Source organism: Microbacterium sp. SL62, from assembly GCF_026672635.1.
In the GTDB taxonomy this organism is placed as follows: domain Bacteria; phylum Actinomycetota; class Actinomycetes; order Actinomycetales; family Microbacteriaceae; genus Microbacterium; species Microbacterium testaceum_A.
The window spans coordinates 1,647,289-1,670,734 of sequence record NZ_JAPPRM010000001.1; the positions used below are offsets into that span (position 1 = coordinate 1,647,289).

25 protein-coding genes are annotated in these 23,446 nt (G+C 70.9%); 22 read left to right on the forward strand and 3 right to left on the reverse strand.

Going from position 1 to position 23,446, the window contains the following annotated elements:
- The first annotated feature begins 174 nt into the window (after positions 1-174).
- From argC to OVA26_RS07870, 21 genes are all read left to right on the forward strand, one after another.
- Complete coding sequence (gene argC, locus OVA26_RS07770) at positions 175-1,224, forward strand: N-acetyl-gamma-glutamyl-phosphate reductase (RefSeq protein WP_268103691.1); 1,050 nt, start codon at positions 175-177, stop codon at positions 1,222-1,224.
- Positions 1,221-2,378 carry a bifunctional glutamate N-acetyltransferase/amino-acid acetyltransferase ArgJ gene (gene argJ / locus OVA26_RS07775; protein ID WP_268103692.1) on the forward strand — a complete coding sequence of 386 codons (1,158 nt, stop codon included), beginning with the start codon at positions 1,221-1,223 and terminating at the stop codon, positions 2,376-2,378. The genes argC and argJ overlap by 4 nt, the downstream gene beginning before the upstream one ends.
- Positions 2,375-3,277 carry an acetylglutamate kinase gene (gene argB, locus OVA26_RS07780; protein WP_268103693.1) on the forward strand — a complete coding sequence of 301 codons (903 nt, stop codon included), beginning with the start codon at positions 2,375-2,377 and terminating at the stop codon, positions 3,275-3,277. Before argJ ends, argB begins: the two co-directional genes overlap by 4 nt.
- Entirely contained in the window at positions 3,274-4,521 is a 1,248-nt protein-coding gene (locus OVA26_RS07785) for an acetylornithine transaminase (RefSeq protein WP_268103694.1), read from the forward strand. The genes argB and OVA26_RS07785 overlap by 4 nt, the downstream gene beginning before the upstream one ends.
- Positions 4,518-5,441, forward strand: a complete 924-nt coding sequence (argF, locus tag OVA26_RS07790; RefSeq protein ID WP_268103695.1) for an ornithine carbamoyltransferase — start codon at positions 4,518-4,520, stop codon at positions 5,439-5,441. Before OVA26_RS07785 ends, argF begins: the two co-directional genes overlap by 4 nt.
- Positions 5,438-6,592 carry a heparan-alpha-glucosaminide N-acetyltransferase domain-containing protein gene (locus OVA26_RS07795; protein ID WP_268103696.1) on the forward strand — a complete coding sequence of 385 codons (1,155 nt, stop codon included), beginning with the start codon at positions 5,438-5,440 and terminating at the stop codon, positions 6,590-6,592. Before argF ends, OVA26_RS07795 begins: the two co-directional genes overlap by 4 nt.
- A gap of 10 nt (positions 6,593-6,602) precedes the next feature.
- On the forward strand, positions 6,603-8,033 hold the full coding sequence (argH, locus tag OVA26_RS07800) for an argininosuccinate lyase (protein ID WP_268103697.1): 1,431 nt from the start codon (positions 6,603-6,605) through the stop codon (positions 8,031-8,033).
- A 51-nt stretch (positions 8,034-8,084) separates the two neighbouring features.
- A complete protein-coding gene (locus OVA26_RS07805; protein WP_268103698.1) occupies positions 8,085-8,732 on the forward strand; it encodes a SatD family protein in 648 nt (215 codons plus the stop codon).
- A complete protein-coding gene (locus tag OVA26_RS07810) occupies positions 8,729-9,442 on the forward strand; it encodes a hypothetical protein (RefSeq protein WP_268103699.1) in 714 nt (237 codons plus the stop codon). The genes OVA26_RS07805 and OVA26_RS07810 overlap by 4 nt, the downstream gene beginning before the upstream one ends.
- A gap of 60 nt (positions 9,443-9,502) precedes the next feature.
- Entirely contained in the window at positions 9,503-10,384 is an 882-nt protein-coding gene (locus OVA26_RS07815) for a DUF2510 domain-containing protein (protein WP_268103700.1), read from the forward strand.
- A gap of 53 nt (positions 10,385-10,437) precedes the next feature.
- On the forward strand, positions 10,438-11,751 hold the full coding sequence (tyrS, locus tag OVA26_RS07820) for a tyrosine--tRNA ligase (protein WP_268103701.1): 1,314 nt from the start codon (positions 10,438-10,440) through the stop codon (positions 11,749-11,751).
- A gap of 1 nt (position 11,752) precedes the next feature.
- A complete protein-coding gene (locus OVA26_RS07825) occupies positions 11,753-12,553 on the forward strand; it encodes a DUF4184 family protein (protein ID WP_268103702.1) in 801 nt (266 codons plus the stop codon).
- A gap of 200 nt (positions 12,554-12,753) precedes the next feature.
- Positions 12,754-13,656, forward strand: coding sequence for a ParA family protein (locus OVA26_RS07830; RefSeq protein ID WP_056227506.1), 903 nt, complete (start codon positions 12,754-12,756; stop codon positions 13,654-13,656).
- Positions 13,640-14,578, forward strand: a complete 939-nt coding sequence (locus OVA26_RS07835) for a segregation and condensation protein A (protein WP_268103703.1) — start codon at positions 13,640-13,642, stop codon at positions 14,576-14,578. Before OVA26_RS07830 ends, OVA26_RS07835 begins: the two co-directional genes overlap by 17 nt.
- Positions 14,568-15,194, forward strand: a complete 627-nt coding sequence (gene scpB, locus OVA26_RS07840; protein WP_056227509.1) for an SMC-Scp complex subunit ScpB — start codon at positions 14,568-14,570, stop codon at positions 15,192-15,194. The genes OVA26_RS07835 and scpB overlap by 11 nt, the downstream gene beginning before the upstream one ends.
- Positions 15,191-15,994 (forward strand): pseudouridine synthase, encoded by an 804-nt coding sequence (locus OVA26_RS07845; RefSeq protein WP_056227512.1) that lies wholly within the window; start codon positions 15,191-15,193, stop codon positions 15,992-15,994. Before scpB ends, OVA26_RS07845 begins: the two co-directional genes overlap by 4 nt.
- A gap of 52 nt (positions 15,995-16,046) precedes the next feature.
- Entirely contained in the window at positions 16,047-17,180 is a 1,134-nt protein-coding gene (locus tag OVA26_RS07850; RefSeq protein WP_144782030.1) for a prephenate dehydrogenase, read from the forward strand.
- Positions 17,173-17,928 (forward strand): (d)CMP kinase, encoded by a 756-nt coding sequence (cmk, locus tag OVA26_RS07855; RefSeq protein ID WP_268103704.1) that lies wholly within the window; start codon positions 17,173-17,175, stop codon positions 17,926-17,928. Before OVA26_RS07850 ends, cmk begins: the two co-directional genes overlap by 8 nt.
- Positions 17,918-19,441 (forward strand): ribosome biogenesis GTPase Der, encoded by a 1,524-nt coding sequence (der, locus tag OVA26_RS07860; protein ID WP_056227518.1) that lies wholly within the window; start codon positions 17,918-17,920, stop codon positions 19,439-19,441. The genes cmk and der overlap by 11 nt, the downstream gene beginning before the upstream one ends.
- A 303-nt stretch (positions 19,442-19,744) precedes the next feature.
- Complete coding sequence (locus OVA26_RS07865; RefSeq protein WP_268103705.1) at positions 19,745-20,182, forward strand: DUF805 domain-containing protein; 438 nt, start codon at positions 19,745-19,747, stop codon at positions 20,180-20,182.
- Positions 20,183-20,285: 103 nt separating this feature from the next.
- Positions 20,286-20,732 (forward strand): DUF805 domain-containing protein, encoded by a 447-nt coding sequence (locus OVA26_RS07870; RefSeq protein WP_074694262.1) that lies wholly within the window; start codon positions 20,286-20,288, stop codon positions 20,730-20,732.
- A 167-nt stretch (positions 20,733-20,899) separates the two neighbouring features.
- Here OVA26_RS07870 and OVA26_RS07875 read toward each other — a convergent pair whose 3' ends face one another.
- Complete coding sequence (locus OVA26_RS07875; protein WP_268103707.1) at positions 20,900-21,313, reverse strand: GNAT family N-acetyltransferase; 414 nt, start codon at positions 21,311-21,313, stop codon at positions 20,900-20,902.
- 80 nt (positions 21,314-21,393) lie between these two features.
- On the opposite strand from OVA26_RS07875, the gene OVA26_RS07880 reads away from it, so the two are divergent.
- Positions 21,394-22,296 (forward strand): NUDIX domain-containing protein, encoded by a 903-nt coding sequence (locus tag OVA26_RS07880; protein WP_268103708.1) that lies wholly within the window; start codon positions 21,394-21,396, stop codon positions 22,294-22,296.
- Between the two features lie 92 nt (positions 22,297-22,388).
- On the opposite strand, the gene OVA26_RS07885 is transcribed toward OVA26_RS07880, so the two are convergent.
- A complete protein-coding gene (locus OVA26_RS07885; protein WP_268103709.1) occupies positions 22,389-22,772 on the reverse strand; it encodes an RNA-binding S4 domain-containing protein in 384 nt (127 codons plus the stop codon).
- Between the two features lie 42 nt (positions 22,773-22,814).
- Positions 22,815-23,393, reverse strand: a complete 579-nt coding sequence (locus OVA26_RS07890; RefSeq protein ID WP_268103710.1) for a GNAT family N-acetyltransferase — start codon at positions 23,391-23,393, stop codon at positions 22,815-22,817.
- Positions 23,394-23,446: the final 53 nt, after the last annotated feature.

Consider the following 23,446-nt stretch of genomic DNA (forward strand, 5'->3'; position numbering starts at 1 on the left):
CGTCGATCACCGTGCGCACCGAGGAGCTCTTCGTGAGCACCGGTGGCGAGCGTCGACGTCGGGTCGCGCGCCGATTCTCGGCGACCTCGTAACCCGCCTCCGGTCGGGCATACGGGCGTCGCCGCCCCGGTACACGCTGCTTTCAGCACCAGCCCCGACTCGTAAGGTGGATACATGACCCTCTCGGTCGCCGTCTCCGGCGCTTCCGGCTACGCGGGTGGCGAGATCCTCCGCCTCCTGGCCGCTCATCCCGACGTCGAGATCCGCACCGTCACCGCGCACTCCAGTGCGGGACAGCCGCTCGTCGCCCACCAGCCGCACCTGCGCTCCCTCGCGCACCTCGAACTCCAGCCCACGACGCCCGAGGTGCTCGCGGGTCATGACGTGGTGTTCCTCGCCCTGCCGCACGGCCAGTCGGCGCAGTACACCGACGCGCTGGCCGATACGCCCCTCGTCATCGACGCTGGAGCCGATCACCGCCTGGTCTCCGCGGAGGACTGGGCGCAGTTCTACGGGGGGCCGCACCCCGACCCCTGGGCCTACGGAGTACCCGAGCTCCCGGTCGCGGGCGGGAAGCAGCGCGAGAAGCTCCGCGGTGCCACGCGCGTCGCCGCCCCGGGCTGCAACGCCTCGACCGTGGCCCTCTCTCTCGCCCCCGGTGTCACCGCCGGGGTCATCGACCCCGCGGACATCGTCTCGGTGCTCGCGGTCGGACCGAGCGGGGCCGGCAAGTCGGCCAAGACGAACCTCCTCGCCAGCGAGATCCTCGGCTCGGCGAACCCCTATGCCGTGGGCGGCACCCACCGTCACATCCCCGAGATCCGGCAGGCCCTTGTCGCCGCGGGGGCGTCGAGCGACGGCATCCGTCTGTCTTTCACTCCCGTGCTCGTGCCGATGGCGCGGGGCATCCTCGCCACGTCGTCGGCTCCGATCCGCGAGGGGGCGACGGATGCCGAGATCCGCGGCGCGTGGGAGAACGCGTACGGTGACGAGCCGTTCGTCGAGCTGCTGCCCGCGGGGGTGTTCCCGCGCACGGCCGACGTGCTCGGCGCGAACGTCGCCTCGATGGGGCTCGCGATCGACCGCGCGGCGAACCGCGTGACGGTGGTGGCCGCCGTCGACAATCTCGTCAAGGGCACCGCCGGTGCGGCCATCCAATCCATGAACCTGGCGCTGGGTCTCGCCGAGACCACCGCCCTTCCCCTGAACGGAGTCGCCCCGTGAGCGTGACCGCCCCCGCAGGTTTCGAGGCGGCCGGAGTCGCCGTCGGGCTCAAGTCGACCGGCGCGCGCGACGTCGCCGTGGTGGTGAACCGGGGGCCGCTCAAGGTGGGCGCCGCGGTGTTCACGTCGAACCGCGCGAAGGCGAACCCGATCCTGTGGTCGGAGCAGGTCGTCACGGACGGCACGATCGAGGCCGTGGTGCTCAACTCGGGCGGGGCGAACTGCTTCACCGGATCGTTCGGCTTCCAGACGACCCATCAGACCGCCGAGCGTGCGGCCGAGCTCCTCGGCGTCGGCGCGGGCGATGTGGTGGTGTGTTCCACCGGTCTCATCGGCACCGGAGACGAGGTGTTCCGCGCGAAAGTCCTGCAGGGTGTCGACGAGGGCGTCGCCGCTCTCTCGTCCGAGGGCGGAGAAGACGCCTCTCTGGCGATCATGACCACCGACTCGAAGCCCAAGCGGTCGATCCACACCGGTGACGGGTGGTCGATCGGCGGGATGGCGAAGGGGGCCGGGATGCTGGCCCCCGGCTTGGCCACGATGCTCGTCGTGCTGACCACCGACGTCGTGCTCGACGCCGCGGAGGCCGACGCGGCGCTCCGCTCGGCGACGCGTGTGAGCTTCGACCGGCTCGACTCCGACGGCTGCATGTCGACCAACGACCAGGTCACGCTCATGGCCAGCGGTGCCAGCGGCATCCGAGTGGATGCCGAGGAGTTCGCCGCGGCCCTCGCCGGGGTGTGCGACGACCTCGCCGCGCAGCTGCAGGGCGACGCCGAGGGGTCGAGCCATGACATCACGATTCGGGTCGTGCACGCCGCGAGCGAGGACGACGCCGTCGAGGTCGGTCGCTCGGTCGCCCGCAACAACCTCTTCAAGGCCGCGATCTTCGGCAACGACCCCAACTGGGGGCGGGTGCTCGCCGCCATCGGCACCACCGACGCGGCCTTCGACCCCTACGACGTGGACGTGTGGATGAACGGCGTGCGCGTGTGCACGGCCGGTGGTCCCGATCGCCCTCGCGAGGACGTCGACCTCACCCCCCGCGCCACCGACCTCGTCATCGACCTCAAGGTCGGCGAGGCCGCGGCCACGATCCGCACCAACGACCTGACGCACGATTACGTCCACGAGAACAGCGCTTACTCCTCATGACCCACGTCGATCTGCAAGACACCGATCCCGCTGAAGCCAGTGAACGGGCGGTCACGCTCGTCGAGTCGCTGCCCTGGGTGCGCAAGTACCGCGACCAGGTCGTCGTGGTGAAGTACGGCGGGAACGCCATGGTCAGCGACGAACTGCAGGATGCCTTCGCCGCCGACATCGCCTACTTGCGGTACGTGGGCGTGAAGCCCGTGGTCGTGCACGGCGGGGGACCCCAGATCTCGTCGATGCTGAACCGCCTCGACATCCCCAGTGAGTTCCGCGGGGGGTACCGGGTGACCTCGACCGAGGCGATCGGCGTCGTGCGCATGGTGCTCACCGGACAGATCAACCCGCAGTTGGTGGCCAAGGTCAACGCGCACGGTCCGCTGGCGACCGGGCTCAGCGGCGAAGACGCGGGCCTGTTCGGCGGACGGCGTCGCGGCGTCGTCGTCGACGGTGTCGAGCACGACCTGGGCCGCGTCGGCGATGTCGTCACGGTCGACCCGCAGCCGGTTCTCGATCACCTCGCCGCGGGCCGTGTGCCGATCGTGTCGAGCATCGCGCCCGACCTCGACAACCCCGGAACGTCGTTGAACGTCAACGCGGATGCCGCGGCGGCGGCGCTCGCTACGGCGCTCAACGCCAAGAAGCTCGTCGTGCTGACCGACGTGCCGGGCCTGTACGCCGACTGGCCGAACCGCGACTCGCTCGTGTCACACCTGACCTCGACCGAGCTGCGCGCGATGCTGCCGACGCTGGAGTCGGGGATGGTCCCGAAGATGCAGGCGTGTCTCGACGCCGTCGACGGGGGAGTGCCGACCGCGGCCATCATCGATGGACGCGTGCCCCACTCGGTGCTCGTCGAACTGTTCACCAGCAAGGGAATCGGAACGGAGGTGGTCGCATGACCGCGGACACGACTCAGGAAACCGGGGCGCAGCGCGCCGCCTGGCAGGATGACGCGGGACGCGACCTCGTGCGCAGCTTCGGCGACCGCATGGCGATGTTCGTCCGCGGCGAGGGGGCGTACGTCTGGGACAGCGAGGGCACGAAGTACCTCGACTTCCTCGCGGGCATCGCCGTGAACGCCCTCGGCCACGCGCACCCCGTGTTCGTGAAGGCCGTCTCGGAGCAGGCGGCGACGCTCGCTCACGTGTCGAACTACTTCGCCACGCCCCCGCAGCTGGCGATGGCGGCGCGGCTGAAGCGCCTCGCCGGGACGGGCGAGTCGGGTCGCGTGTACTTCGGCAACTCCGGCGCCGAGGCCAACGAGGCTGCGCTCAAGCTCGCTCGCCTGCACGGTCGCGGCACCGACCGCACACGGATCCTGACCCTCAAGGGCGGGTTCCACGGCCGCACGATGGGTGCCCTGGCTCTCACCGGCAAGCCCGCGCTGCAGGCCGACTTCCTGCCGATGGTCCCGGGTGTCGAGCACATCGACGCCACGATCGAGGCCCTCGAGGCCGCGATGGACGAGCGCGTCGCCGCCTTCCTCGTGGAGCCCATCCAGGGCGAGGCCGGAGTGGTCGAGCTGCCCGAGGGCTACCTGCAGGCGGCGCGCGAGATCACGGCGCGCCACGGTGCGCTGCTGATCATCGACGAGATCCAGACCGGCGCGGGTCGGACCGGCGCGTGGTTCGGCTTCCAGCACGCCGGGATCGTTCCGGATGCCATCACGGTGGCCAAGGGCATCGGCGGTGGCTTCCCGATCGGCGCGCTCATCACGTTCGGCGCGGCCAGCGAGCTGTTCTTCCCCGGGACTCACGGCTCGACTTTCGGCGGAAACGCCCTAGGCACCGCCGTCGGTGGGGCGGTGCTGCAGGAGATCGAGTCGGCGGGTCTCGTCGAGAACGCCGCTGCTCGTGAGACGCAGTTGCGCGAGGGGATCGCCGCCCTCGGCTCGCCGCTGATCGCGGGTGTCCGTGGCAAGGGCCTGCTCCTCGGCATCGCGCTGTCGAGCCCGGTCGCCAAGGCGGTTGTGGCCGCCGCCCAGCAGCACGGCCTGATCGTCAACGCCGCCAACGACGAGACCATCCGCATCGCGCCGCCGCTGACGATCGGCGATGCCGAGGTGAACGAGTTCTTCTCGCTCTTCGGCGCCGCGCTCGCCACCGTCTCTGACGCCCTCATCCTCGAAGGAGCCCCCGCGTGACCCGCCACCTGCTGCGTGACGACGACCTGACCCCGGCCGAGCAGGCCGAGATCCTCGACCTCGCGATCGAGCTGAAGAAGGACCGCTGGGCGCAGAAGCCGCTCGAAGGCCCCCAGACGGTCGCCGTCATCTTCGACAAGTCGTCGACGCGCACCCGTGTCTCGTTCGCCGTCGGCATCGCCGACCTCGGCGGCTCGCCGCTGATCATCTCGACCGCCAACAGCCAGCTCGGCGGCAAGGAGACCCCCTCCGACACCGCGCGCGTGCTCGAGCGTCAGGTCGCCGCGATCGTGTGGCGCACCTACGCCCAGGCGGGTCTCGAAGAGATGGCGCGCGGGACGCGCGTGCCGGTCATCAACGCCCTCAGCGACGACTTCCACCCGTGCCAGCTGCTGGCCGACCTGCTCACGATCCGCGAGCATAAGGGCGATCTGAAGGGACTGACCCTGTCGTTCTTCGGCGACGGCCGCAGCAACATGGCGCACTCCTACGTCCTCGCCGGCGTCACCGCGGGCATGCACGTGCGCGTTGCCGCGCCCGACGACTACGCGCCCCGCGCCGACGTGATCGCCGATGCCGAGCGCATCGCCGCCGAGACCGGTGGGTCGATCTCGCTGGTCAGCGACCCCGAGGTCGCGGCATCCGGAGCCGACGTCGTCGTCACCGACACGTGGGTGTCGATGGGTAAAGAAGAGGAGAAGATCGCGCGCATCCGCGACCTGGGCGGGTTCAAGGTCACGACCGAGCTCATGACCCGCGCCGCCGACGACGCGATCTTCATCCACTGCCTTCCGGCCGACCGCGGCTACGAGGTCGACGCCGAGGTCATCGACGGCCCGCAGAGCGTGGTGTGGGACGAGGCCGAGAACCGGCTGCACGCCCAGAAGGCCCTTCTGGTGTGGCTTCTGCGCCAGCAATGACCTCCTCGCCGATCGGCCGTGCTTGGTCCCGTTTCGACGGGGCGGGCCGGCTGGTCGGCGTGGACCTCGCGCGGGGTCTGGCGGTGCTGGGCATGCTCGCCGCACACCTGCTCGACACCGAGCGCACCCTCACCCCCGATCCGAGCACGTGGATCACCCTCGTGAACGGTCGCTCGTCGATCCTCTTCGCCGTGCTCGCAGGGGTCTCGATCGCCCTCGTCACCGGCGGTCCCCGCCCGCTCGAGCCGCAGCGGCGACCGCGTGCGGCGGCGCGGCTGGCGCTGCGCGGAGCCCTGCTCTGGGTAATCGGCCTGCTGCTGGTGATGACGGGGGTGCCGGTCTACGTCATCCTTCCCGCCTACGCGCTGCTGTTCGTGCTCGCGCTGCCGTTCCTCGGGATGCGCGCGCGCAGCCTCTTCGTCGCCGCGGGCGTGCTCGCGCTGGTCATGCCGTGGATCCAGCCGATCCTCGACGCCGCACCCGTCTGGGCCGGTCTCGGGGGCGCGGAGCTCGAAGCGGCGGTCGGGTGGGCCTACCCGTTCACGGTGTGGATCGCGTTCCTCCTCGCGGGGATGGGGGTGGGGCGACTCGATCTGCGGAGCCTCGCGGATCAGGGGCTCCTCGCGATGGCGGGGCTCTCGCTCGCGCTCGCCGGGTACGGCTTCGCGATCGCCACGCGCCCGGTCGCGGCGAGCGACACTTACCTCGCCGCCGTGCTGACCGCCGAGGATCACTCCTCGGGGCTGTGGGAGGTCATCGGCTCGGGCGGCTTCGCCCTGCTGACGATCGGCGTGTGCCTGCTGCTGTGCCGTACCCCGCTGCGCTGGGTGGCGGTGCCGCTGCGCGCGGTCGGCTCGATGCCGCTCACCGCGTACGTGCTGCAGCTGGTGGTCTGGGCCGTCGTGGCGCTGGTGCTGTTGGGCGACACCTCCGACCTCGGGGGCATCCGCGAGGCGGGATTGTTCGTGCCCCTGACCCTGGGGCTCCTCGTGGGCTGCACGGTCTGGGCGCTCACGATCGGCCGCGGCCCTCTCGAGATGTTCATCGACGCCGTCGTGCGCCGGATCGTGGGGCGGGATGCCGCGCCGGGGGCGCCGACGCGGGGTCCGGCGCCCGTCATCGGCTCCGGCGGTGTCGGCGGCCCTCGGTAGGCTGGACGACATGAGCAGCGAGACCGGTCAGTCGACGAACGAGGGCGCCCTGTGGGGGGCCCGTTTCTCGGGCGGACCGTCTCCCGAGCTGGCGGCCCTGAGCCGCTCGACCCACTTCGACTGGGATCTCGCTCTGTACGACATCCAGGGCTCGCACGCCCACGCCGCCGCCCTCGAGGCCGCGGGCTACCTCACGGCCGATGAGGCGCAGGCCATGCACGACGGCCTCGACGACCTCGCGGCCCGCGTGCAGGACGGCTCGCTCGTCGCGGCCCCCGGTGACGAAGACGTGCACGGAGCGCTCGAGCGCGTGCTCATCGAGACGGTGGGTCCGGCCCTCGGCGGCAAGCTCCGCGCCGGTCGCAGCCGCAACGACCAGATCGCCACCCTCGTCCGGCTGTATCTGCTGGATCACTCGCGCACCCTCACCCGCGAACTGCTGCGTCTGATCGACGCCCTGGTCGCCCAGGCCGAAGCGCACGAGGGCGCGATCATGCCCGGTCGCACCCACCTGCAGCACGCGCAGCCGGTGCTGCTCGCCCACCACCTCCAGGCCTACGGGTGGGCCTTCGTCCGCGGCCTCGAGCGCCTGCGCGACTGGTCGGTGCGCGCCTCGGTGTCGCCCTACGGCGGCGGCGCCCTCGCCGGAGCGACCCTCGGCCTCGATCCGCAGCTCGTCGCCGACCGCCTGGGGCTCGCCCGCCCCGCCGAGAACTCCCTCGACGGCACGGCCTCGCGCGACGTGGTCGCCGAGTTCGCGTTCATCACCGCGATGATCGGCGTCGACCTCTCGCGCCTCGCCGAAGACGTCATCCTCTGGAACACCCGCGAGTTCGGCTTCGTCACTCTCGACGACTCGTACTCCACCGGCTCGAGCATCATGCCGCAGAAGAAGAACCCCGACATCGCCGAGCTCGCTCGCGGCAAGGCCGGTCGCCTCATCGGCAACCTGTCGGGGCTGCTCGCGACGCTGAAGGGGCTTCCGCTCGCCTACAACCGCGATCTGCAAGAAGACAAAGAACCCGTCTTCGACTCGGTGCGCACCCTCGAGCTCGTACTTCCGGCGTTCTCGGGCATGATCGCGACGCTCCGCTTCCACACCGACCGCATGGCCGAACTCGCTCCGCAGGGCTTCTCGCTCGCGACCGATGTCGCCGAGTGGCTGGTGCGCCAGGGTGTGGCCTTCCGCGACGCCCACGAGATCTCGGGCGCGCTCGTGCGGGCGTGCGAGGAGCGCGAGATCGGTCTCGAAGACGCCGACGACGCCCTGCTGGCTTCGGTGTCGACCGCTCTCACCCCTCAGGTGCGCGAGGTGCTGACGATCGAGGGCTCGGTGTCGAGTCGAACGGGCGTTGGAGGCACGGCGCCGGCGCGGGTGGGGGAGCAGCGCGAAGAGCTCGTGGCCCGGGCGCAATCGGCATCCCGGACACTCATCACCTGAGTATCAGTTATTCGCTTATCATTTGAAGAAAATAAGCGTTAAACTTATCTCATGACCGTCGCCGTAATCGCCGACATCGTCGCCTCGCGGCGACTCGATGACCGTGCCGGGGCGCAACGCGCCATCGAAGACGCCGTCGCCACCGTCCAGAACGATCTGCCCCTCGCCACCGCCCCCCTCACGGCCGTGGTCGGCGACGAGCTGCAGGGCGAATACGACGACCTCTCGAGCGCTCTCGCGTCCCTGCTCCTGCTGCGCCTGGCGCTGCCCGATGACGTCGACTGCCGATTCGGCGTCGGTGTCGGCGACGTGCGCCCCATCGAACTGGCCGACCGCACCGTCCCCGAGGGGCCGGCCTGGTGGGCTGCTCGAGAGGCCATCGACCACATCGAGCGCCTGCAGCAGCGCGCCGCGCCGCTCGCCCGCACGTGGATCGTCCTCGGCGAGGGGGAGGATGCCATCATGACCGAGACCATCGCGCTCGCCCGCGCCTACGCCCTGAGCCGCGACCAGCTCGTGTCGGCCATGAGCGAGAGGTCGCGCAGGCTCACGTACGGTCGCTGCGTCGGCCGCTCCCAGCGCGAACTCGCCGATGCCGAGGGCATCAGCCAATCCGCCGTGTCGCAAGCACTCGCCACAGCGGGGGCGGCGTCGCTCGTCGAGGGGTTCGCGGCGCTGACCGCGGGGGCTCGATCGTGATCGCGGCCGGGCTTCTGCTCCTCGCGGTCGGCGCGGTCGATCTGCTGCGCCAGATGATCCGCACGCGTCGGTGGCTCGCCTTCGCGGTGGCATCCGTGCTCCTCGTGCTGTTCTCGGCCGGACTCGACGCCGTGATCGCCGGGCTCCTCGCCGTCGCTGTCGCCGCCATCTGGACGTGGGTCGTGCCCGAGGACGGTCCCGCCCGCGCGGGCCTGTGGCCTGTCGCCCTGCTCGCGCTCGCCGCGGCGGCGTGCGTGGTCATCGCCCCGGGGCGGGAGCGGCCGGGTCTGCTCGGCGAGGCGTGGGCGGCGTATCGCCCGGGAGCGTCGGTGTCGATCGACGTGGCCGTCCTCGTCGTCGGCTGTCTGGTCTTCCTGCTGGAGTCGGGAAACGCGGTGGTGCGCATCGCGCTGCGTTCCGAGATGGGCGGGCGCGCGGCCGACCCCGAGGGCGCCACCGTGCCGACCCTCAAAGGCGGTCGGCTGATCGGGCCGCTCGAGCGCATCCTCGTCTTCGTGCTGACGCTGACCGGTGCGTACACGCTTCTCGCCGCGGTTCTGGCGGCGAAGGGGATCGTGCGCTTCCCCGAGATCTCGAGAGACCGTGACGACGGCGACCGCGCGGAGTACTTCCTCATCGGCAGTCTGGTCAGCTGGGTCACCTCGCTCGCCGCGGCGTTCCTCGTGTGGTGGGGCGTGCACGCGGGCTGACGCCTCACGACCCGCGCGGAGCAGCTACGGTCGAAGCACATCACAGGGGGAGATGGACGCATGAACGCTGCACCGGGCTGGTACGACGCCGGGACGCCGGGGCGCGTCCGCTGGTGGGACGGAACGCAGTGGACGGTGCACGAGGCGCCGGTCGCCGCCGCGGCCCCCGTCGCAGCGCCGCCTCAGCCGGTCGCGGCGCCCTCGCGGTCGGGGCCTGAGCCGGGCTGGTACCCCACGACAGCGGGCGAGCTGCGCTGGTGGGACGGCACCATCTGGACGGGCTCCCGCGTGCGCGACGGCAGAGCGGGGATCGACTGGGCGACGCTGGAGCGGCCGGTCTTCGGATGGGTCGCGGGAGGGATGTTCCTGTTCGCGGGTCTGTGCTTCGTGCTGTCCGGCGTTCTCACGCGGACCCTCACGATCCTGCCCGTGTTCTTCGTCGCGTTGTCGGCGTTGTGGCTGGCGATGGCCGCGCAGAGCACGCGTGTACGACGGATCCCGACACCGGTCGGAGACCCCGTCGCTCCTGAGCAGGTGCGTCCGCTGCCCGGAGAGGTCGACGGACCCGGCGCGGGGTGGTACCCGATCAGCCGCGTCGCTCATCGATGGTGGACGGGTCAGCGGTGGGGGGCCTACCTCTCGTCGACCTTCGGGGTGCGTCCCACCTTCCACGCCGAGCAATCGATGCGGACGCTCCGCATCGCGATGACGGTGATCGCGGCGTTGACGGGGATCGCGATCGTCGTCGGCATCGTCCTCATCTCGATCGCGGCCGGGCCCGTGCAGTTGGCCATCGGCGTGCTCGTGACGGTGTGCGCGGTCCTGTTCGGGGTCGCCATCGCGGTCATCTGGGTGGTCGCGCGCTCGCAGACCCGCCTTCTGCTCCTCCCGACCGATCCGCCCGCGACCGCCGCCGGTCACCCGCCCCAGCGACCCCGGTGAGTGCCCGGGTCGTGGCATCCGGAGTCGGACACCCCCGCTGATACCCTGAACCGGTGTCTGCCTCCACCGACGCGGCGCCCGTGAGCGCCCTCGCCCCCGCCATCGATCCGACCTTCGACAACGTCTGGGACGAGCTCGTCTGGCGCGGTCTGGTGCACGTCTCGACCGACGAGGGCGAGCTGCGCGAACTGCTCGGCGGAGACCCGATCACGTTCTACTGCGGCTTCGACCCGACCGCGCCGAGTCTGCACCTCGGAAACCTCGTGCAGCTGCTCACGATGCGGCGCCTGCAGCTGGCCGGTCACCACCCGCTCGGACTGGTCGGCGGGTCGACCGGTCTCGTCGGCGACCCGCGTCCCACGGCCGAGCGCACGCTCAACGCGCGCGAGACCGTCGAGGAGTGGGTGGGTCTGCTGCGCGGTCAGGTCGAGCGTTTCCTGAGCTTCGAGGGCGACAACGCCGCGCGGATCGTCAACAACCTCGACTGGACCGCACCTCTCAGCGCGATCGACTTCCTCCGCGACATCGGCAAGTACTTCCGCGTCGGCACGATGCTGAAGAAGGACGCGGTCAGCGCGCGCCTCAACTCCGAAGCGGGCATCAGCTACACCGAGTTCAGCTACCAGATCCTGCAGGGCCTCGACTACCTCGAGCTGTACCGCCAGTACGGCTGCGTGCTGCAGACCGGCGGCAGCGACCAGTGGGGCAATCTCACCAGCGGCACCGACCTGGTGCGCCGCGCCGAGGGCGTGTCGGTGCACGCGATCGGCACCCCGCTGATCACGAACAGCGACGGCACGAAGTTCGGCAAGAGCGAGGGCAACGCGATCTGGCTGGATGCCGAGATGTGCAGCCCCTGGGTCATGTACCAGTTCTGGTTGAACACCGACGACCGCGACGTGGTCGAGCGCCTGAAGGTGTTCACCTTCCTCACGCGCGCCGAGATCGCCGAGTACGAGGCCCTGGTCGAGGAGGAGCCCTTCCGTCGCGCCGCGCAGAAGCGTCTCGCCCGCGAGGTGCTCACGACCGTGCACGGGGTGGAGGCCACCGAGGCCGTCATCGCGGCCACCGAGGCGTTGTTCGGGCAGGGCGATGTGACGGTCCTCGACGCCGCGGTGCTCCGCAGCGCACTCGAAGAGCTGCCGCACGCGACCGTCGCCGCCGGCTCCACCGTGGTCGAGGCGCTCACGGCCACGGGCCTGTGCGCGAGCCTGAGTGAGGCGCGTCGCGCGATCTCGCAGGGCGGTGTCTCGCTCGACGGCGAAAAGGTCACGAGCGACGAAGCGGTCGTCGAGGGGAGGCTCCCCGGCGGCGTCTCGGTGCTGCGCCGCGGAAAGAAGACCCTCGCGGGGCTCTTCCTGAGCTGACATGCCGTTCACACCGAGCCACGCCGTCGTCGCGCTGCCTTTCCTGCGCACGCGGCTGGTTCCGGCGGCGATCGCGATCGGGGCGATGACCCCCGACCTGCCGCTGTTCGTGCGCGGGATGTGGCCCGGCTACGGCCTGACGCACGATGTCGCTTGGCTGCCGGTCACCGTCGTCGTCGCTTTCGTGCTGCTGCTGGTCTGGCGGTGCGTGCTGCGTCCTGCCACCCGCGAGCTGCTGCCGCGACCGGTGGCGGAGCGGGTGCCGGCGCAGTGGGATGCCGGCGCCCGCACGGCGCTGCGCGAGAGCGTCGGCGGGGGAGCCATCGGCATCCTGTGGCTCGTCCTCTCGCTCGCGCTCGGCGTCGCCTCGCACATCGCCTGGGACGTGTTCACGCACGAGGGTCGGGCGGGCGAGCAACTGCTGCCCGCTCTCGCGGGTCAGTGGGGGCCGTTCACGGGCGCCAAGTGGTTGCAGCACGCCTCGAGCGCGTTCGGGCTGGCCGTGCTGGCCGTCTTCGCGCTGGTGTGGCTGTCGCGGCACGCGCCCGAGCCCGTGCGGAGGCAGATTCCGGATGCCGCCCGCTGGGCGTGGTGGCTCTCGCTCCCGGTCGCGTTGGTCGTGGCATCCGTCATCGCGCTCGCGGTGAACGGCGGGTTCGACGAGGAGTACACGACCACGCACCTCATCTACGGCGTGCTGACGAAGGTCGCCGCGGCGTGGGCAGCGCTGACGTTCGCTCTGGCGCTGTTCGTGCAGGCGCGGCGCGCGCGGGTCGCGGTGCGCGCGGCGGCGTCGCGCTGACACGCCGGTCGGCTCGGGCGGGCCGGGTGCCCGCGCAGGGTCGGTGATTCGCGCAGATTCAGCGGGATGCGGCCTCTTCGCGCGGAGGTTGTGCGGATCGCTGAGGTCGTGCGGGGCGGACGGATGCCGTGGCCCCACGCGGCGCTCGCCCGCGGGTCACACGGGCGCGGGGACGGGCGGCGGCTAGACTCGGGGACGTTATGACGAAGGCAGGAGACTCGGTGTCGGCGAGCACAAAGGGCCAGAAGACGGGCGCAGACGAGGTCATCCTCGGACCCACCGGTCGCCCCTATCAGGGGTTCCCCACCCCGAAGCCGCTCGACAGCCACGGTCCCGCCCGCATCATCGCGCTCTGCAACCAGAAGGGCGGCGTCGGAAAGACGACGACCACCATCAACCTGGCGGCCTCTCTCGCCGGGTACGGGCGACGCGTGCTCGCGATCGACTTCGACCCGCAGGGTGCGCTGTCGGCGGGTCTCGGCATCCAGACGCACGACGTGCCGACCATCTACGACCTGCTGCTCGACACCAAGCGCGACCCGCGCGAGGTCATCGTGTCGACGCGGGTCGAGGGTCTCGACATCCTGCCCGCGAACATCGATCTGTCGGCGGCCGAGGTGCACCTCGTCAACGAGGTCGCCCGCGAGACGATCCTCGCCCGGGTCCTGCGCAAGGTCGCGGCCGACTACGACGTGATCCTCATCGACTGCCAGCCCTCGCTGGGTCTGCTGACCGTCAACGCCCTGACGGCGGCTCACGGCGTGCTGATCCCGCTCGAGTGCGAGTTCTTCGCCCTCCGCGGTGTCGCGTTGCTCGTCGAAACCATCGATAAGGTGCGCGACCGCCTCAACCCGGCGATCGAGCTCGACGGCGTGCTCGCCACGATGTACGACCCCCGCACCCTGCACTCGCGCGAGGTGCTCGAGCGGGTGGTCGAGGCGTTCGGCGACGACGTACTCGAGACGGTCATCGGTCGCACGGTGAAGTTCCCGGATGCCTCGGTCTCGGGTATGCCGATCACGGAGTTCGCGCCCGAGCACGCCGCCGCCCAGGCCTACCTGCGGTTGGCGCGGGAGCTGGTCGCCCGTGGCGCCGTCGCCTGACGACACCCCCGACGCCGTCGCCCTCGCGACGGCCCCCGAGCCCGCGTCGGACGCCGAGATCGCGACGCCGGACGCTGAGCCCGCTTCGGTCCCCGAGTCGACGTCGATCCCCGAGCCTGCCGTGACGGCCGGATCCGACGCACCCGGCTTCCGCGTCACCCTCCCCGTCTTCGACGGCCCGTTCGACCTGCTGTTGACCCTGATCTCGCGCGCCGAGCTCGACATCACCGAGGTCGCGCTGAGTCGTGTCACCGACGAGTTCATCGCCTATCTCCGGGCGATGGGGCCCGAGAGTGATCTGGACGAGGCGTCGGAGTTCCTCGTGGTGGCCGCGACCCTGCTCGACATGAAGATCGCCGGGCTCCTCCCGCAGGGCGAGCTGGTGGATGCCGAATCAGTGGACCTCCTCGAGGCCCGCGACCTGCTGTTCGCCCGTCTGCTGCAGTACCGCGCGTTCAAGGAGGTCTCGGCGTGGTTCGCCCGCTGCCTGCAGCGCGAGGACAAGCGGCACACGCGCAACGTGCGGCTCGACGAGAAGTACCGCAGCGCCGTGCCGGAGCTGAAGTGGACGCTCAGCGCCGACGATTTCGCCGCGCTCGCGGTGGTGGCCTTCGCGCCGAAGCAGATCCCCACCGTGGGACTCGACCATCTGCACGCGCCCCTGGTCAGCATCCGCGAGCAGGCCGCGATCGTGGTGACCCTGCTGCGTTCCGCGGGGACCCTGAACTTCCGCGACCTCGTCGCCGGGGTCACCGAGACGGGGGTCGTCGTCGCGCGATTCCTGTCGATCCTCGAGCTGTACCGCCACGCCGCGCTGTCGTTCGAGCAGCTCGAGCCGCTCGGCGAGCTCACCCTGCGCTGGACCGCCGAGCGCTGGTCGGAAGAGAACCTCGCCGCCCTGGGAGCCGACTATGACCGATGACTCCGTGATCGACACCGCGTCCGCGCAGGCCCCGATCCCCGCGCAGCGCCCGAGTGATGCGGCATCCGTCGCCCGTCGCCTCGAGGCGATCCTGCTGGTCCTCGACGAGCCGCAGAGCCTCGTGAGCCTCGCCGCCGCCGTCGGCGCGCCCGTGCCGGCGGTTCGACAGGCCGTCGAGGCGCTCGTGGCCGACTACGACGGTCGGACCGGGGGACCAGTTCGCGGCTTCGAGCTGCGCGAGGTCGGCGGCGGCTGGCGCCTGTACGTGCGCGAGGAGTACGACGACGTCGTCGGCGAGTTCGTCAACACGCAGGCGCCCTCGCGCCTGTCGCAGGCGGCGCTCGAGACCCTGGCCGTCATCGCCTACAAGCAACCCGTCACGCGGGGGCAGGTGGCATCCATTCGCGCGGTGAACGTCGACTCGGTGGTGCGCACGCTGCTGTCGCGCGGTCTCATCACGGAGGTCTTCACCGACTCCGACACGGGCGCGATCCACTACGGAACGACCGACCAGCTCCTGGTCAACCTCGGCATCAACTCGCTCGACGAGCTGCCGCACATCTCGCCGTTGCTCGACGACGGCTCGGACGGATTCGACGGAGAGGTACTGAAATGAGCGACGCTTCAGACGCAGCGACAGAGGGCGCGGGCTCGGCGAGCGAGGACGGCATCCGCCTGCAGAAGGTGCTGGCGAACAGGGGAGTGGCCTCGCGCCGCGTCGCCGAGCAGATGATCGTCGAAGGACGCGTGCGCGTGAACGGTCTCGTCGTCACCGAGCTCGGTCGCCGCATCCACCCCGAGACCGACCTGGTCGACGTCGACGGCACGGCCATCCAGCTCGACGAGTCCAAGCGCTACGTCATCCTCAACAAGCCCACCGGGGTCGTGAGCTCGATGAGCGACGACCGCGGTCGCCCCGACCTCCGTCAGTACACGAAGGACTGGGACGAGCGGCTCTACAACGTCGGACGACTGGATGCCGACACGAGCGGCCTGCTCGTGCTGACCAACGACGGCGACCTCGCCCACGTGCTCGCGCACCCCTCGTTCGGGGTGACGAAGGTGTACATCGCCAAGGTCGAGGGGCAGGTGCTGCCGCAGACGATCCAGCGCCTCATCAAGGGCGTCGACCTCGAGGACGGGCGCATCGTCGCCGACAAGGCGCGGCTGCTCGACTCCTCGCGGGGCGAGAGCCTGGTCGAGCTGACCCTGCACTCGGGCAAGAACCGGATCGTCCGACGGATGATGGCCGAGGTCGGTCATCCGGTCGTCGAGCTGGTCCGTCGGCAGTTCGGGCCGCTTCACCTGGGAACTCTCCCGGTGGGGAAGGCTCGCGAGTTGACTACAGTAGAACGCGGTGCCCTGCTCACGCTGTCCCGTCAGGACGACAGCGCTCCGGCCGATCCGGCGGAGTGAGCCCCTCGGGCGCTTCGCGGTGCGAGCGGCGCCGCCCAGGGCAGGAGACCCGATGAGCGAACCGAACGGAACGTCCGCGCGCGCGGCCGGGCCTTTGGCGACCCGCACGAGCGGCACCGTCCGCGTCGTCGGCTCGGGTCTGCTCGGCGCCAGCATCGGTCACGCGCTGACCGCCCGCGGCGTCGACGTCGTACTCGTCGACGCGTCTCCCTCGCAGTTGCGCCTGGCCATCGACTACGGCGCCGGTCGCGCCGAGCGCCCGGACGACCGTCCCTCACTGATCGTGGTGGCCGTGCCGCCCGACGTGACGGCCGACGTCGTGCAGCGCGAGCTCGAGACGTTCCCGGATGCCGTCGTCACCGACGTCGCGAGCGTGAAGCTCGAACCGCTGCGCACCCTTCGCGAACGAGGGGTCGATCTCACGCACTACATCGGCTCGCACCCCATGGCCGGGCGCGAGCGCGGGGGAGCGATCTCGGCCCGCGCCGACATCTTCGTCGGCCGTCCGTGGGTCGTGTGCCGTGACGGCGAGACCTCCGCCTACGACCTGTCCCTCGTCGAGGGTCTCGCCCTCGACCTGGGCGCCACGCTCATCGAGATGACACCCGAAGAGCACGACGAGTCCGTCGCGCTCATGTCGCACGTGCCGCAGCTGGTGGCGAGCCTCCTCGCCGGCCGCTTCGTCGAGGCGCCGGACGGGTCCCTGCGTCTCGCGGGCCAGGGCGTGCGCGACACGACCCGCATCGCGGCATCCGCTCCCGAACTCTGGGTGCAGATCCTGGGCGCGAACGCAGCGCCCGTCGTCGCGGTCCTCGACCAGCTCGCGGCCGACCTCACGGATGTCGCCGAGGCTCTGCGCGATCCCGAGGTGCCCGGTGCCCGCCGCGCGGTGGCCGACACCATCCGCCGCGGCAACGAGGGCGTGGAACGCCTGCCCGGCAAGCACGGCCAGAACCGCCGCTTCGATACCTTCGTCGTCATGGTCGACGACACCTCCGGCCAGCTGGGGCGCCTGTTCGGCGAGCTCGGCGACCTCGACGTCAACGTCGAAGACCTACGCCTCGAGCACTCGCCCGGAGCCCCGTTCGGCCTGGCCGAGATCAGCGTCGTCCCCGACGCGGTCCGCCGCGCCGTCGACGGCCTCCAGCAGCGCGGTTGGCGGATTGCGAGCACCACCCATGACTGATCCCACCCCCGCCCTGTTCCGGCCCGGCCTCGCCGTGCCCGGCTTCGCGGCCCCCGCCGAGGGGTCGTCCGCGCCCGTCATCGTGGCGATCGACGGCCCCGCCGGCAGCGGCAAGTCGAGCGTGTCGAAGGCCTCCGCCGCCCGTCTCGGGTACGGCTTCCTCGACACGGGTGCCGCCTACCGCGCCCTCGCGTGGCACGCCCTCGGCCACGGAGCCGACACCTCCGACGCCACCGCGGTGCTCGAGGTGTTCGGCGACTTCGACTACGCGATCTCGCTCGACACGACCGACCGCTGGGTGCGTGTCGGGGGCGTCGACGTGACCACCGCGATCCGCGAACCGCGCGTGACCGATGCCGTCAGCGGCGTCGCCCGCGTCGCCCCCGTGCGTCAGGCCGTGAACCAGTTGTTCCGTCGACTCGTGGCATCCGCCGGTCTTCCCGGTGTCGTCGTCGAGGGGCGGGACATCACGACGGTGGTGTTCCCCGACGCGCCCGTGCGCATCCTGTTGACCGCCGCTCCCGAGGTGCGTGCGGCGCGCCGCAGCGCCGAGATGACGGATCAGGATGCCGCGAAGGTCGCCGCAGCCCTCCACCAGCGCGACGCCGCTGATTCCACGGTCGTCGACTTCCTCACCGCCGCCCCCGGCGTCGAGGTCGTCGATTCGACCCACCTTGATTTCGAACAGACCGTCGACGCCGTGCTGAGCGTCGTCGACTCCACGATGGGAGCCCGCGATGGGCGTTGAAGACGAGTACGAAGGCGGGCCCGACCAGCTCGCCGAGAAGATGGAGCAGCTCGACGAGGTGCTCGCCGAACAGCGGGCCGAAGCGCTGCGCGCGGGCCTCGAGGACTTCGACCTCGACGAGGAAGACGCCGCCCTCCTCGCGGGTCTCGCCTCGGGTGAGGGAGCGATCGAGTTCCTGCCGGCGCTGCCGGTGGTCGCGATCGTCGGTCGCCCGAACGTCGGCAAGTCGGCGCTGGTGAACCGCATCCTCGGTCGCCGCGAGGCCGTGGTCGAAGACACCCCCGGTGTCACCCGCGACCGCGTGACCTACAAGGCCGAGTGGCTCGACCGGCGCTTCTCGCTGGTCGACACCGGTGGCTGGGAGCCCGACGCGAAGGGCATCGACCGCTCGGTCGCCGCGCAAGCCGAGGTCGCCATCGACCTGGCCGACATCGTCCTCTTCGTGGTGGATGCCACGGTGGGTGCGACCTCGACCGACGAGCACGTCGTGAAGCTGCTGCGCAAGAGCGGCAAGCCGGTCTTCCTCATCGCCAACAAGGTCGACGACGCCCGCCACGAGCCCGAGGCCGCCGCGCTGTGGAACCTCGGACTCGGCGAGCCGCACCCCGTCTCGGCGATCCACGGCCGCGGTGTGGCCGACCTGCTCGACGAGATCATGAAGGTGCTGCCCGACGTGTCGGCGGTCGCCAAGTACGAGATCGGCGGACCCCGCCGCGTGGCGATCCTCGGTCGCCCGAACGTCGGCAAGTCGTCGCTGCTCAACAAGGCCGCCGGCGAAGAGCGCGTCGTCGTCAACGAACTCGCCGGCACCACCCGCGACCCGGTGGACGAGGTCGTGGAGCTCGGTGGCAAGCTGTGGACGCTCGTCGACACCGCCGGCATCCGTCGCCGCGTGCACCTCTCTCAAGGCGCCGACTTCTACGCGTCGCTGCGCACCTCGACCGCTCTGGAGAAGTCCGAGGTCGCGGTCGTCGTGATCGACGTCTCGCAGCCCATCAGCGTGCAGGACCTCAACATCATCGACCTCGTGCTCGAGTCGGGTCGCGCGCTCGTGCTGGCGTTCAACAAGTGGGACCGCCTCAACGACGACGACATGGAGAACCAGGACCGTCGCCGCTACCTCGAGCGCGAGATCGAGCAGGACCTCGCGCACGTCGCGTGGGCCCCGCGCGTGAACATCTCGGCCCGCACCGGTCGACACCTCGACAAGCTCGTGCCGGCCCTCGAGCAGGCGCTCGAGTCGTGGGACACCCGCATTCCGACCGGAAAGTTCAACGCCTTCCTGTCGGAGCTCGTCGCCGAGCACCCCCACCCGCTGCGCGGCGGCAAGCAGCCGCGCATCCTGTTCGGCACGCAGGCGGCCACGCGTCCGCCGACATTCGTGCTGTTCACGACCGGGTTCCTCGACCCGGGCTACCGCCGTTTCATCCAGCGACGCCTGCGCGAGATCTACGGCTTCGAGGGCACCCCGATCGTGCTCAACATGCGCATTCGCGAGAAGCGCCAGCGCTGACCCGCGTCGAAAGCGCCCCGTCCCCGTCGTGGGGCGGGGCGCTTTCGCGTGCGCGGGGCTTCCCGGCGTGGGCCCGCGCGGGTGCGGCGGGTCCGCGGGCTCGTGTTTCTCGCGAGACTGCACCTCGCTGACACGTCCGTTGCAGGCTGACGCCGGTTCGTCAGCGAGATACCCGCTCGCGCGCGGTGGGGTGGAGTGGCGCCGCACCGGCGCAAGTGGGGCCGAGCCCGAGCGGGCGGTCGATACAGTGCTCTCGCGACGGCGACGCCGTGGCATCCGCCCCCACTGACGCCGGGAGACCACATGACCACCGCCGCCCCGCCGCTCGACCAGCCGTACTACGGCGCGCCGCTGGGCGTCGCGGTCCGTCGCATCTTCGCGAAGTACGCCACCTTCCGCGGGCGCGCGAGCCGCAGCGAATACTGGTGGTGGGTGTTGACCGCCGCCGTCGTGGGCACGGTGCTGAACGCGCTGCCGACGCTGACCGACGGGATCCGCGTCGAGGCGGATGGGTCCATGACGGTCACCGGCCCGCTGGGGATCATCCTCGGCACGGTCTGGCTGGTGTGGGCGGTCGCGACGATCGTCCCGACGTTCGCCGTGCTCGTGCGGCGCCTGCACGACACCGGTCGCAGTGGTTTCTGGGTGTTCATCGGGCTGGTGCCGCTGATCGGCGCCCTGGTGCTCTTCGTGTTCACGCTGCAGGCGCGGCGACCCGAGGGTGCGCGCTTCGACGGATGAAGGGCGAAACAATGTCGCCCCCCGCGTGGCGGAATCGATAGGGTGCATTCGCGCCGACGAGCGTGCCGGCGCATTCACTCGCCTATGTGTCAGGGGGACACTCATGTCGTACTCGCAGAACACCGTTGCGCTGGACCAGCCGTACTACGGCGCTCCGCTGGGAGCAGCCGTCCAGCGCTTCTTCAAGAAGTACGCCACCTTTACCGGTCGGGCCAGCCGGAGTGAATTCTGGTGGTGGATTCTCGCGAACGTCATCGTCGTGGCCGTGCTCGAGATCCTCGCGCTCGTCACGGGCGGAGCGGGCGGACTCGACCCCGAAGGCAACGCAGCTGCTCCGAGCGGGCTGGGCCTGGTGTTTCTCGTCGTGCTGATCGCCTGGGGGCTGGCGACGTTCGTGCCGCACCTGGCCCTGATCGTGCGCCGTCTGCACGACACGAACAAGAGCGGCTTCTGGATCTTCATCGCGTTCGTGCCCATCGTCGGACCGCTCGTCCTTCTCGTGTTCGAGCTGCTCCCCGCCGACCCGGCGGGCGCGCGCTTCGACGCCTGAGACCCGAGCGAACGCCCCGGCCCGAGTGGTCGGGGCGTTCCTCGTTTCCGGATGCCACGACCCGGTCGCTCCGCTCATGCACCGGTCGCTGCCGGCCGACGGAGCCGGGCGGTGACCGACGTGTCAGCGGGATGCGGCGTCGGCGTGGGGAGCCGGCATCCGGTGCCTCAGAGGGGTGCGGCGGGGCGGACGAGAGCCGTCCGGTCGGGCTCGGCGAACCCGAACCGACGGTAGAGGCCGTGCGCGTCGCTCGTGAAGAGCGTCCACCGGAAGTGGGGACCCGGGCCCTCGTCGATCATCAGCGAGACCAGGCCCTTGCCGAGGCCGTGACCGCGGTGCGCGGCGACGACGAACACGTCGGCCAGGTAGGCGAACCCGACGCCGTCGGAGATCGCCCGCGCGAAGCCCACCAACGCACCCGTCTCACGGTGGTACGCGGCGACGACACGCCACGCGCTGTCGAGCTGGGCCTCGACGTCGGCACGGCTGCGCCAGCGCCCCCAGTACGCCTCGGTGCTCAGCCACTGCCAGACCGCGTCGCGGTCGATCCGCTCGGGATCGTCGTCGAATTCGTACTGCATCCGACCAGTGTTCCGCGTTTCGCGGCGCGATGTGACGCCCGGCGGCGCCCTCGCGCGAGGGGTGTGCCAGGCTGGAGACGATGACGATCGAGCCCCCTGCCCCCGGCGAGCCGCGGCGTCCGCACGGACCTCGCGACCCCGGCGACGCTTGGGTCGTCGCGCCCTCGGGCGAGAAGTACTGGGGGCGTTTCGGGGCGGCAGGGCTCCTGGCCCTCGACCCCGAGCGCGGCGTTCTTCTGCAGCACCGGGTCTCGTGGAGTCACTTCGGCAACACCTGGGCTCTGCCGGGAGGCGCGCGGCACGAGGGCGAGTCCGCTCGCGACGGCGCCCTGCGCGAGTCGGGCGAAGAAGCGGGAGTGCCGGCGGATGCCGTGCGGGCGCGCTTCGAGAGCGTGCTCGACCTCGGCATCTGGTCGTATTCGACCCTGGTGGCCGACGTCACGACACCCTTCGAGCCCGTGATCAGCGACCCCGAGAGCGTCGCCCTGGAGTGGGTTGCCGTCGACGAGGTCGAATCGCTGCCCCTGCATCCCGGCTTCGCCGCATCGTGGCCGGCCCTGCGCGAGGCCCTGACCGTGCGTCCGGCGATCGTCGTCGACGTGGCGAACGTCATGGGCTCGGTTCCCGACGGGTGGTGGAAAGACCGCGCCGGCGCCGCGACCCGCCTGGTGACGAAGGTCTCGCGGCTGGCGGAGCGGGGAGTGGATGCCGAGGCCCTCGGGCTTTCCGCGACGCGCTGGTTCCCCTCGGCCACCGCGGTGCTGGAGGGTCAGGCGCGGTCGGCCCAGCCCGTGGCACCCGCGATCGAGGTGCGGCACGCGCCGGGCGAGGGCGACGATGAGATCGTCGCCGTCGTGCGCGAGGTGGCGGGGGCGTTTCGTCCCGTGGTCGTCGTGACGAGCGACCGCGAACTGGCGGCGCGCGTCGAGGAGCTCGGGGCTGTCGTGCAGGGCACACGCTGGTTGTTGGATCAGCTGGACTGACCTGCGCGCGGGTCTGGTCCCGTTGACAGGCTCACGGACCGTGGGTTGCGAGCTGGCTGAGTCTGTCGACGCCTCCTGTTCCCTCGCGGCGGTCAGTCGAGTTCGCGGCCGCGGAGCTTCTCGATATCGCGGCGGTCACGCTTGGTGGGGCGGCCGGCACCGCGATCGCGCACCGGAACGAACGGCATGCTTTCTTTCGAGGGCGGCGGGGGAGTGCGGTCGTCCACCGACTCCGCGACGAGGGCCGCCCCGACACGCTTCGCGATCGTCTTCTTCACGACGAGGATCCGGTCGAAACCCTGGATCCGCACCCGCAACTCGTCGCCCGGGCGCACGGGTTGCGCCGCCTTGGCGCGTTCGCCGTTGACCCGAACGTGGCCCGCACGGCACGCAGTTGTCGCCGCGGACCGGGTCTTGTAGACGCGCACCGCCCAGAGCCACGCGTCGACGCGCGCGGTGGTCGTGGCATACGTCATGTCAGGTCTTTCGTCGGCGAACCTCCATCGTAAGACGGGCTCTCACTCGCGCAGGGTCAGCGAGACGAGGGCGCGGTCGGGCTTGGGGCGATCGACGATGTCGAAGCCCGCCTTCTCGAACATCGACACGGTGCCGCGGTACAGCTGGTTGGCGGAGCGCTTCGTGACGGTGGGGTCGAGGGGGTACGCCTCAACGACGCGGGCGCCGGCGTCGCGGGCGGTTGAGACCGCGGCATCCAGGAGTTTCTTCATCAGGCCCTGACCGCGGTGGGCCGTGCGGACGACGAAGCACGAGATCGACCAGACGTCGTCGGCGTCGAGGGGCTCGTCCGTCGCGGTCGTGACGTCACGGGTGCGCAGGAGGCGCGTCTGGTCGATGCGGGGACCGACGCGTACCCAGCCCGCGGGCTCGCCGTCGACGTAGGCGATGAGCCCGGGAGCGAGATCACCGTGCATCTCGGCGTGAAAGCGCGTGGTGAGGTCGTCGCGCGAGGTCTTCTGGAACTCGGCGTTCGTGAGCAGCCACCATTGGCATTGGCATCCGGGACCGTCGCCGCTGTCGAGCGCCGTCTCGGCGTCGTCGAAGCGGTCACCGGTGGCGGGGAGGATCTCGATCGTCATGCCCGAGACCGTAGCGAGGGCCTCCGACATCGGACAAGGGCGTGCGCACACGC

Excerpts from the sequence above, each read along its gene's own strand:
- OVA26_RS07850 (WP_144782030.1), top strand. The coding sequence starts at position 16,047 with ATGAGCGAACCGAACGGAACGTCCGCGCGCGCGGCCGGGCCTTTGGCG.
- scpB (WP_056227509.1), top strand. The coding sequence starts at position 14,568 with ATGACCGATGACTCCGTGATCGACACCGCGTCCGCGCAGGCCCCGATC.
- OVA26_RS07880 (WP_268103708.1), top strand. The coding sequence starts at position 21,394 with ATGACGATCGAGCCCCCTGCCCCCGGCGAGCCGCGGCGTCCGCACGGA.
- OVA26_RS07785 (WP_268103694.1), top strand. The coding sequence starts at position 3,274 with ATGACCGCGGACACGACTCAGGAAACCGGGGCGCAGCGCGCCGCCTGG.
- OVA26_RS07865 (WP_268103705.1), top strand. The coding sequence starts at position 19,745 with ATGACCACCGCCGCCCCGCCGCTCGACCAGCCGTACTACGGCGCGCCG.
- OVA26_RS07885 (WP_268103709.1), bottom strand. The coding sequence starts at position 22,772 with ATGACGTATGCCACGACCACCGCGCGCGTCGACGCGTGGCTCTGGGCG.
- der (WP_056227518.1), top strand. The coding sequence starts at position 17,918 with ATGGGCGTTGAAGACGAGTACGAAGGCGGGCCCGACCAGCTCGCCGAG.
- OVA26_RS07870 (WP_074694262.1), top strand. The coding sequence starts at position 20,286 with ATGTCGTACTCGCAGAACACCGTTGCGCTGGACCAGCCGTACTACGGC.
- OVA26_RS07805 (WP_268103698.1), top strand. The coding sequence starts at position 8,085 with ATGACCGTCGCCGTAATCGCCGACATCGTCGCCTCGCGGCGACTCGAT.
- argC (WP_268103691.1), top strand. The coding sequence starts at position 175 with ATGACCCTCTCGGTCGCCGTCTCCGGCGCTTCCGGCTACGCGGGTGGC.
- OVA26_RS07875 (WP_268103707.1), bottom strand. The coding sequence starts at position 21,313 with ATGCAGTACGAATTCGACGACGATCCCGAGCGGATCGACCGCGACGCG.
- OVA26_RS07795 (WP_268103696.1), top strand. The coding sequence starts at position 5,438 with ATGACCTCCTCGCCGATCGGCCGTGCTTGGTCCCGTTTCGACGGGGCG.
- OVA26_RS07815 (WP_268103700.1), top strand. The coding sequence starts at position 9,503 with ATGAACGCTGCACCGGGCTGGTACGACGCCGGGACGCCGGGGCGCGTC.
- OVA26_RS07825 (WP_268103702.1), top strand. The coding sequence starts at position 11,753 with ATGCCGTTCACACCGAGCCACGCCGTCGTCGCGCTGCCTTTCCTGCGC.
- OVA26_RS07890 (WP_268103710.1), bottom strand. The coding sequence starts at position 23,393 with ATGACGATCGAGATCCTCCCCGCCACCGGTGACCGCTTCGACGACGCC.
- cmk (WP_268103704.1), top strand. The coding sequence starts at position 17,173 with ATGACTGATCCCACCCCCGCCCTGTTCCGGCCCGGCCTCGCCGTGCCC.
- argH (WP_268103697.1), top strand. The coding sequence starts at position 6,603 with ATGAGCAGCGAGACCGGTCAGTCGACGAACGAGGGCGCCCTGTGGGGG.
- OVA26_RS07845 (WP_056227512.1), top strand. The coding sequence starts at position 15,191 with ATGAGCGACGCTTCAGACGCAGCGACAGAGGGCGCGGGCTCGGCGAGC.
- argB (WP_268103693.1), top strand. The coding sequence starts at position 2,375 with ATGACCCACGTCGATCTGCAAGACACCGATCCCGCTGAAGCCAGTGAA.
- OVA26_RS07830 (WP_056227506.1), top strand. The coding sequence starts at position 12,754 with ATGACGAAGGCAGGAGACTCGGTGTCGGCGAGCACAAAGGGCCAGAAG.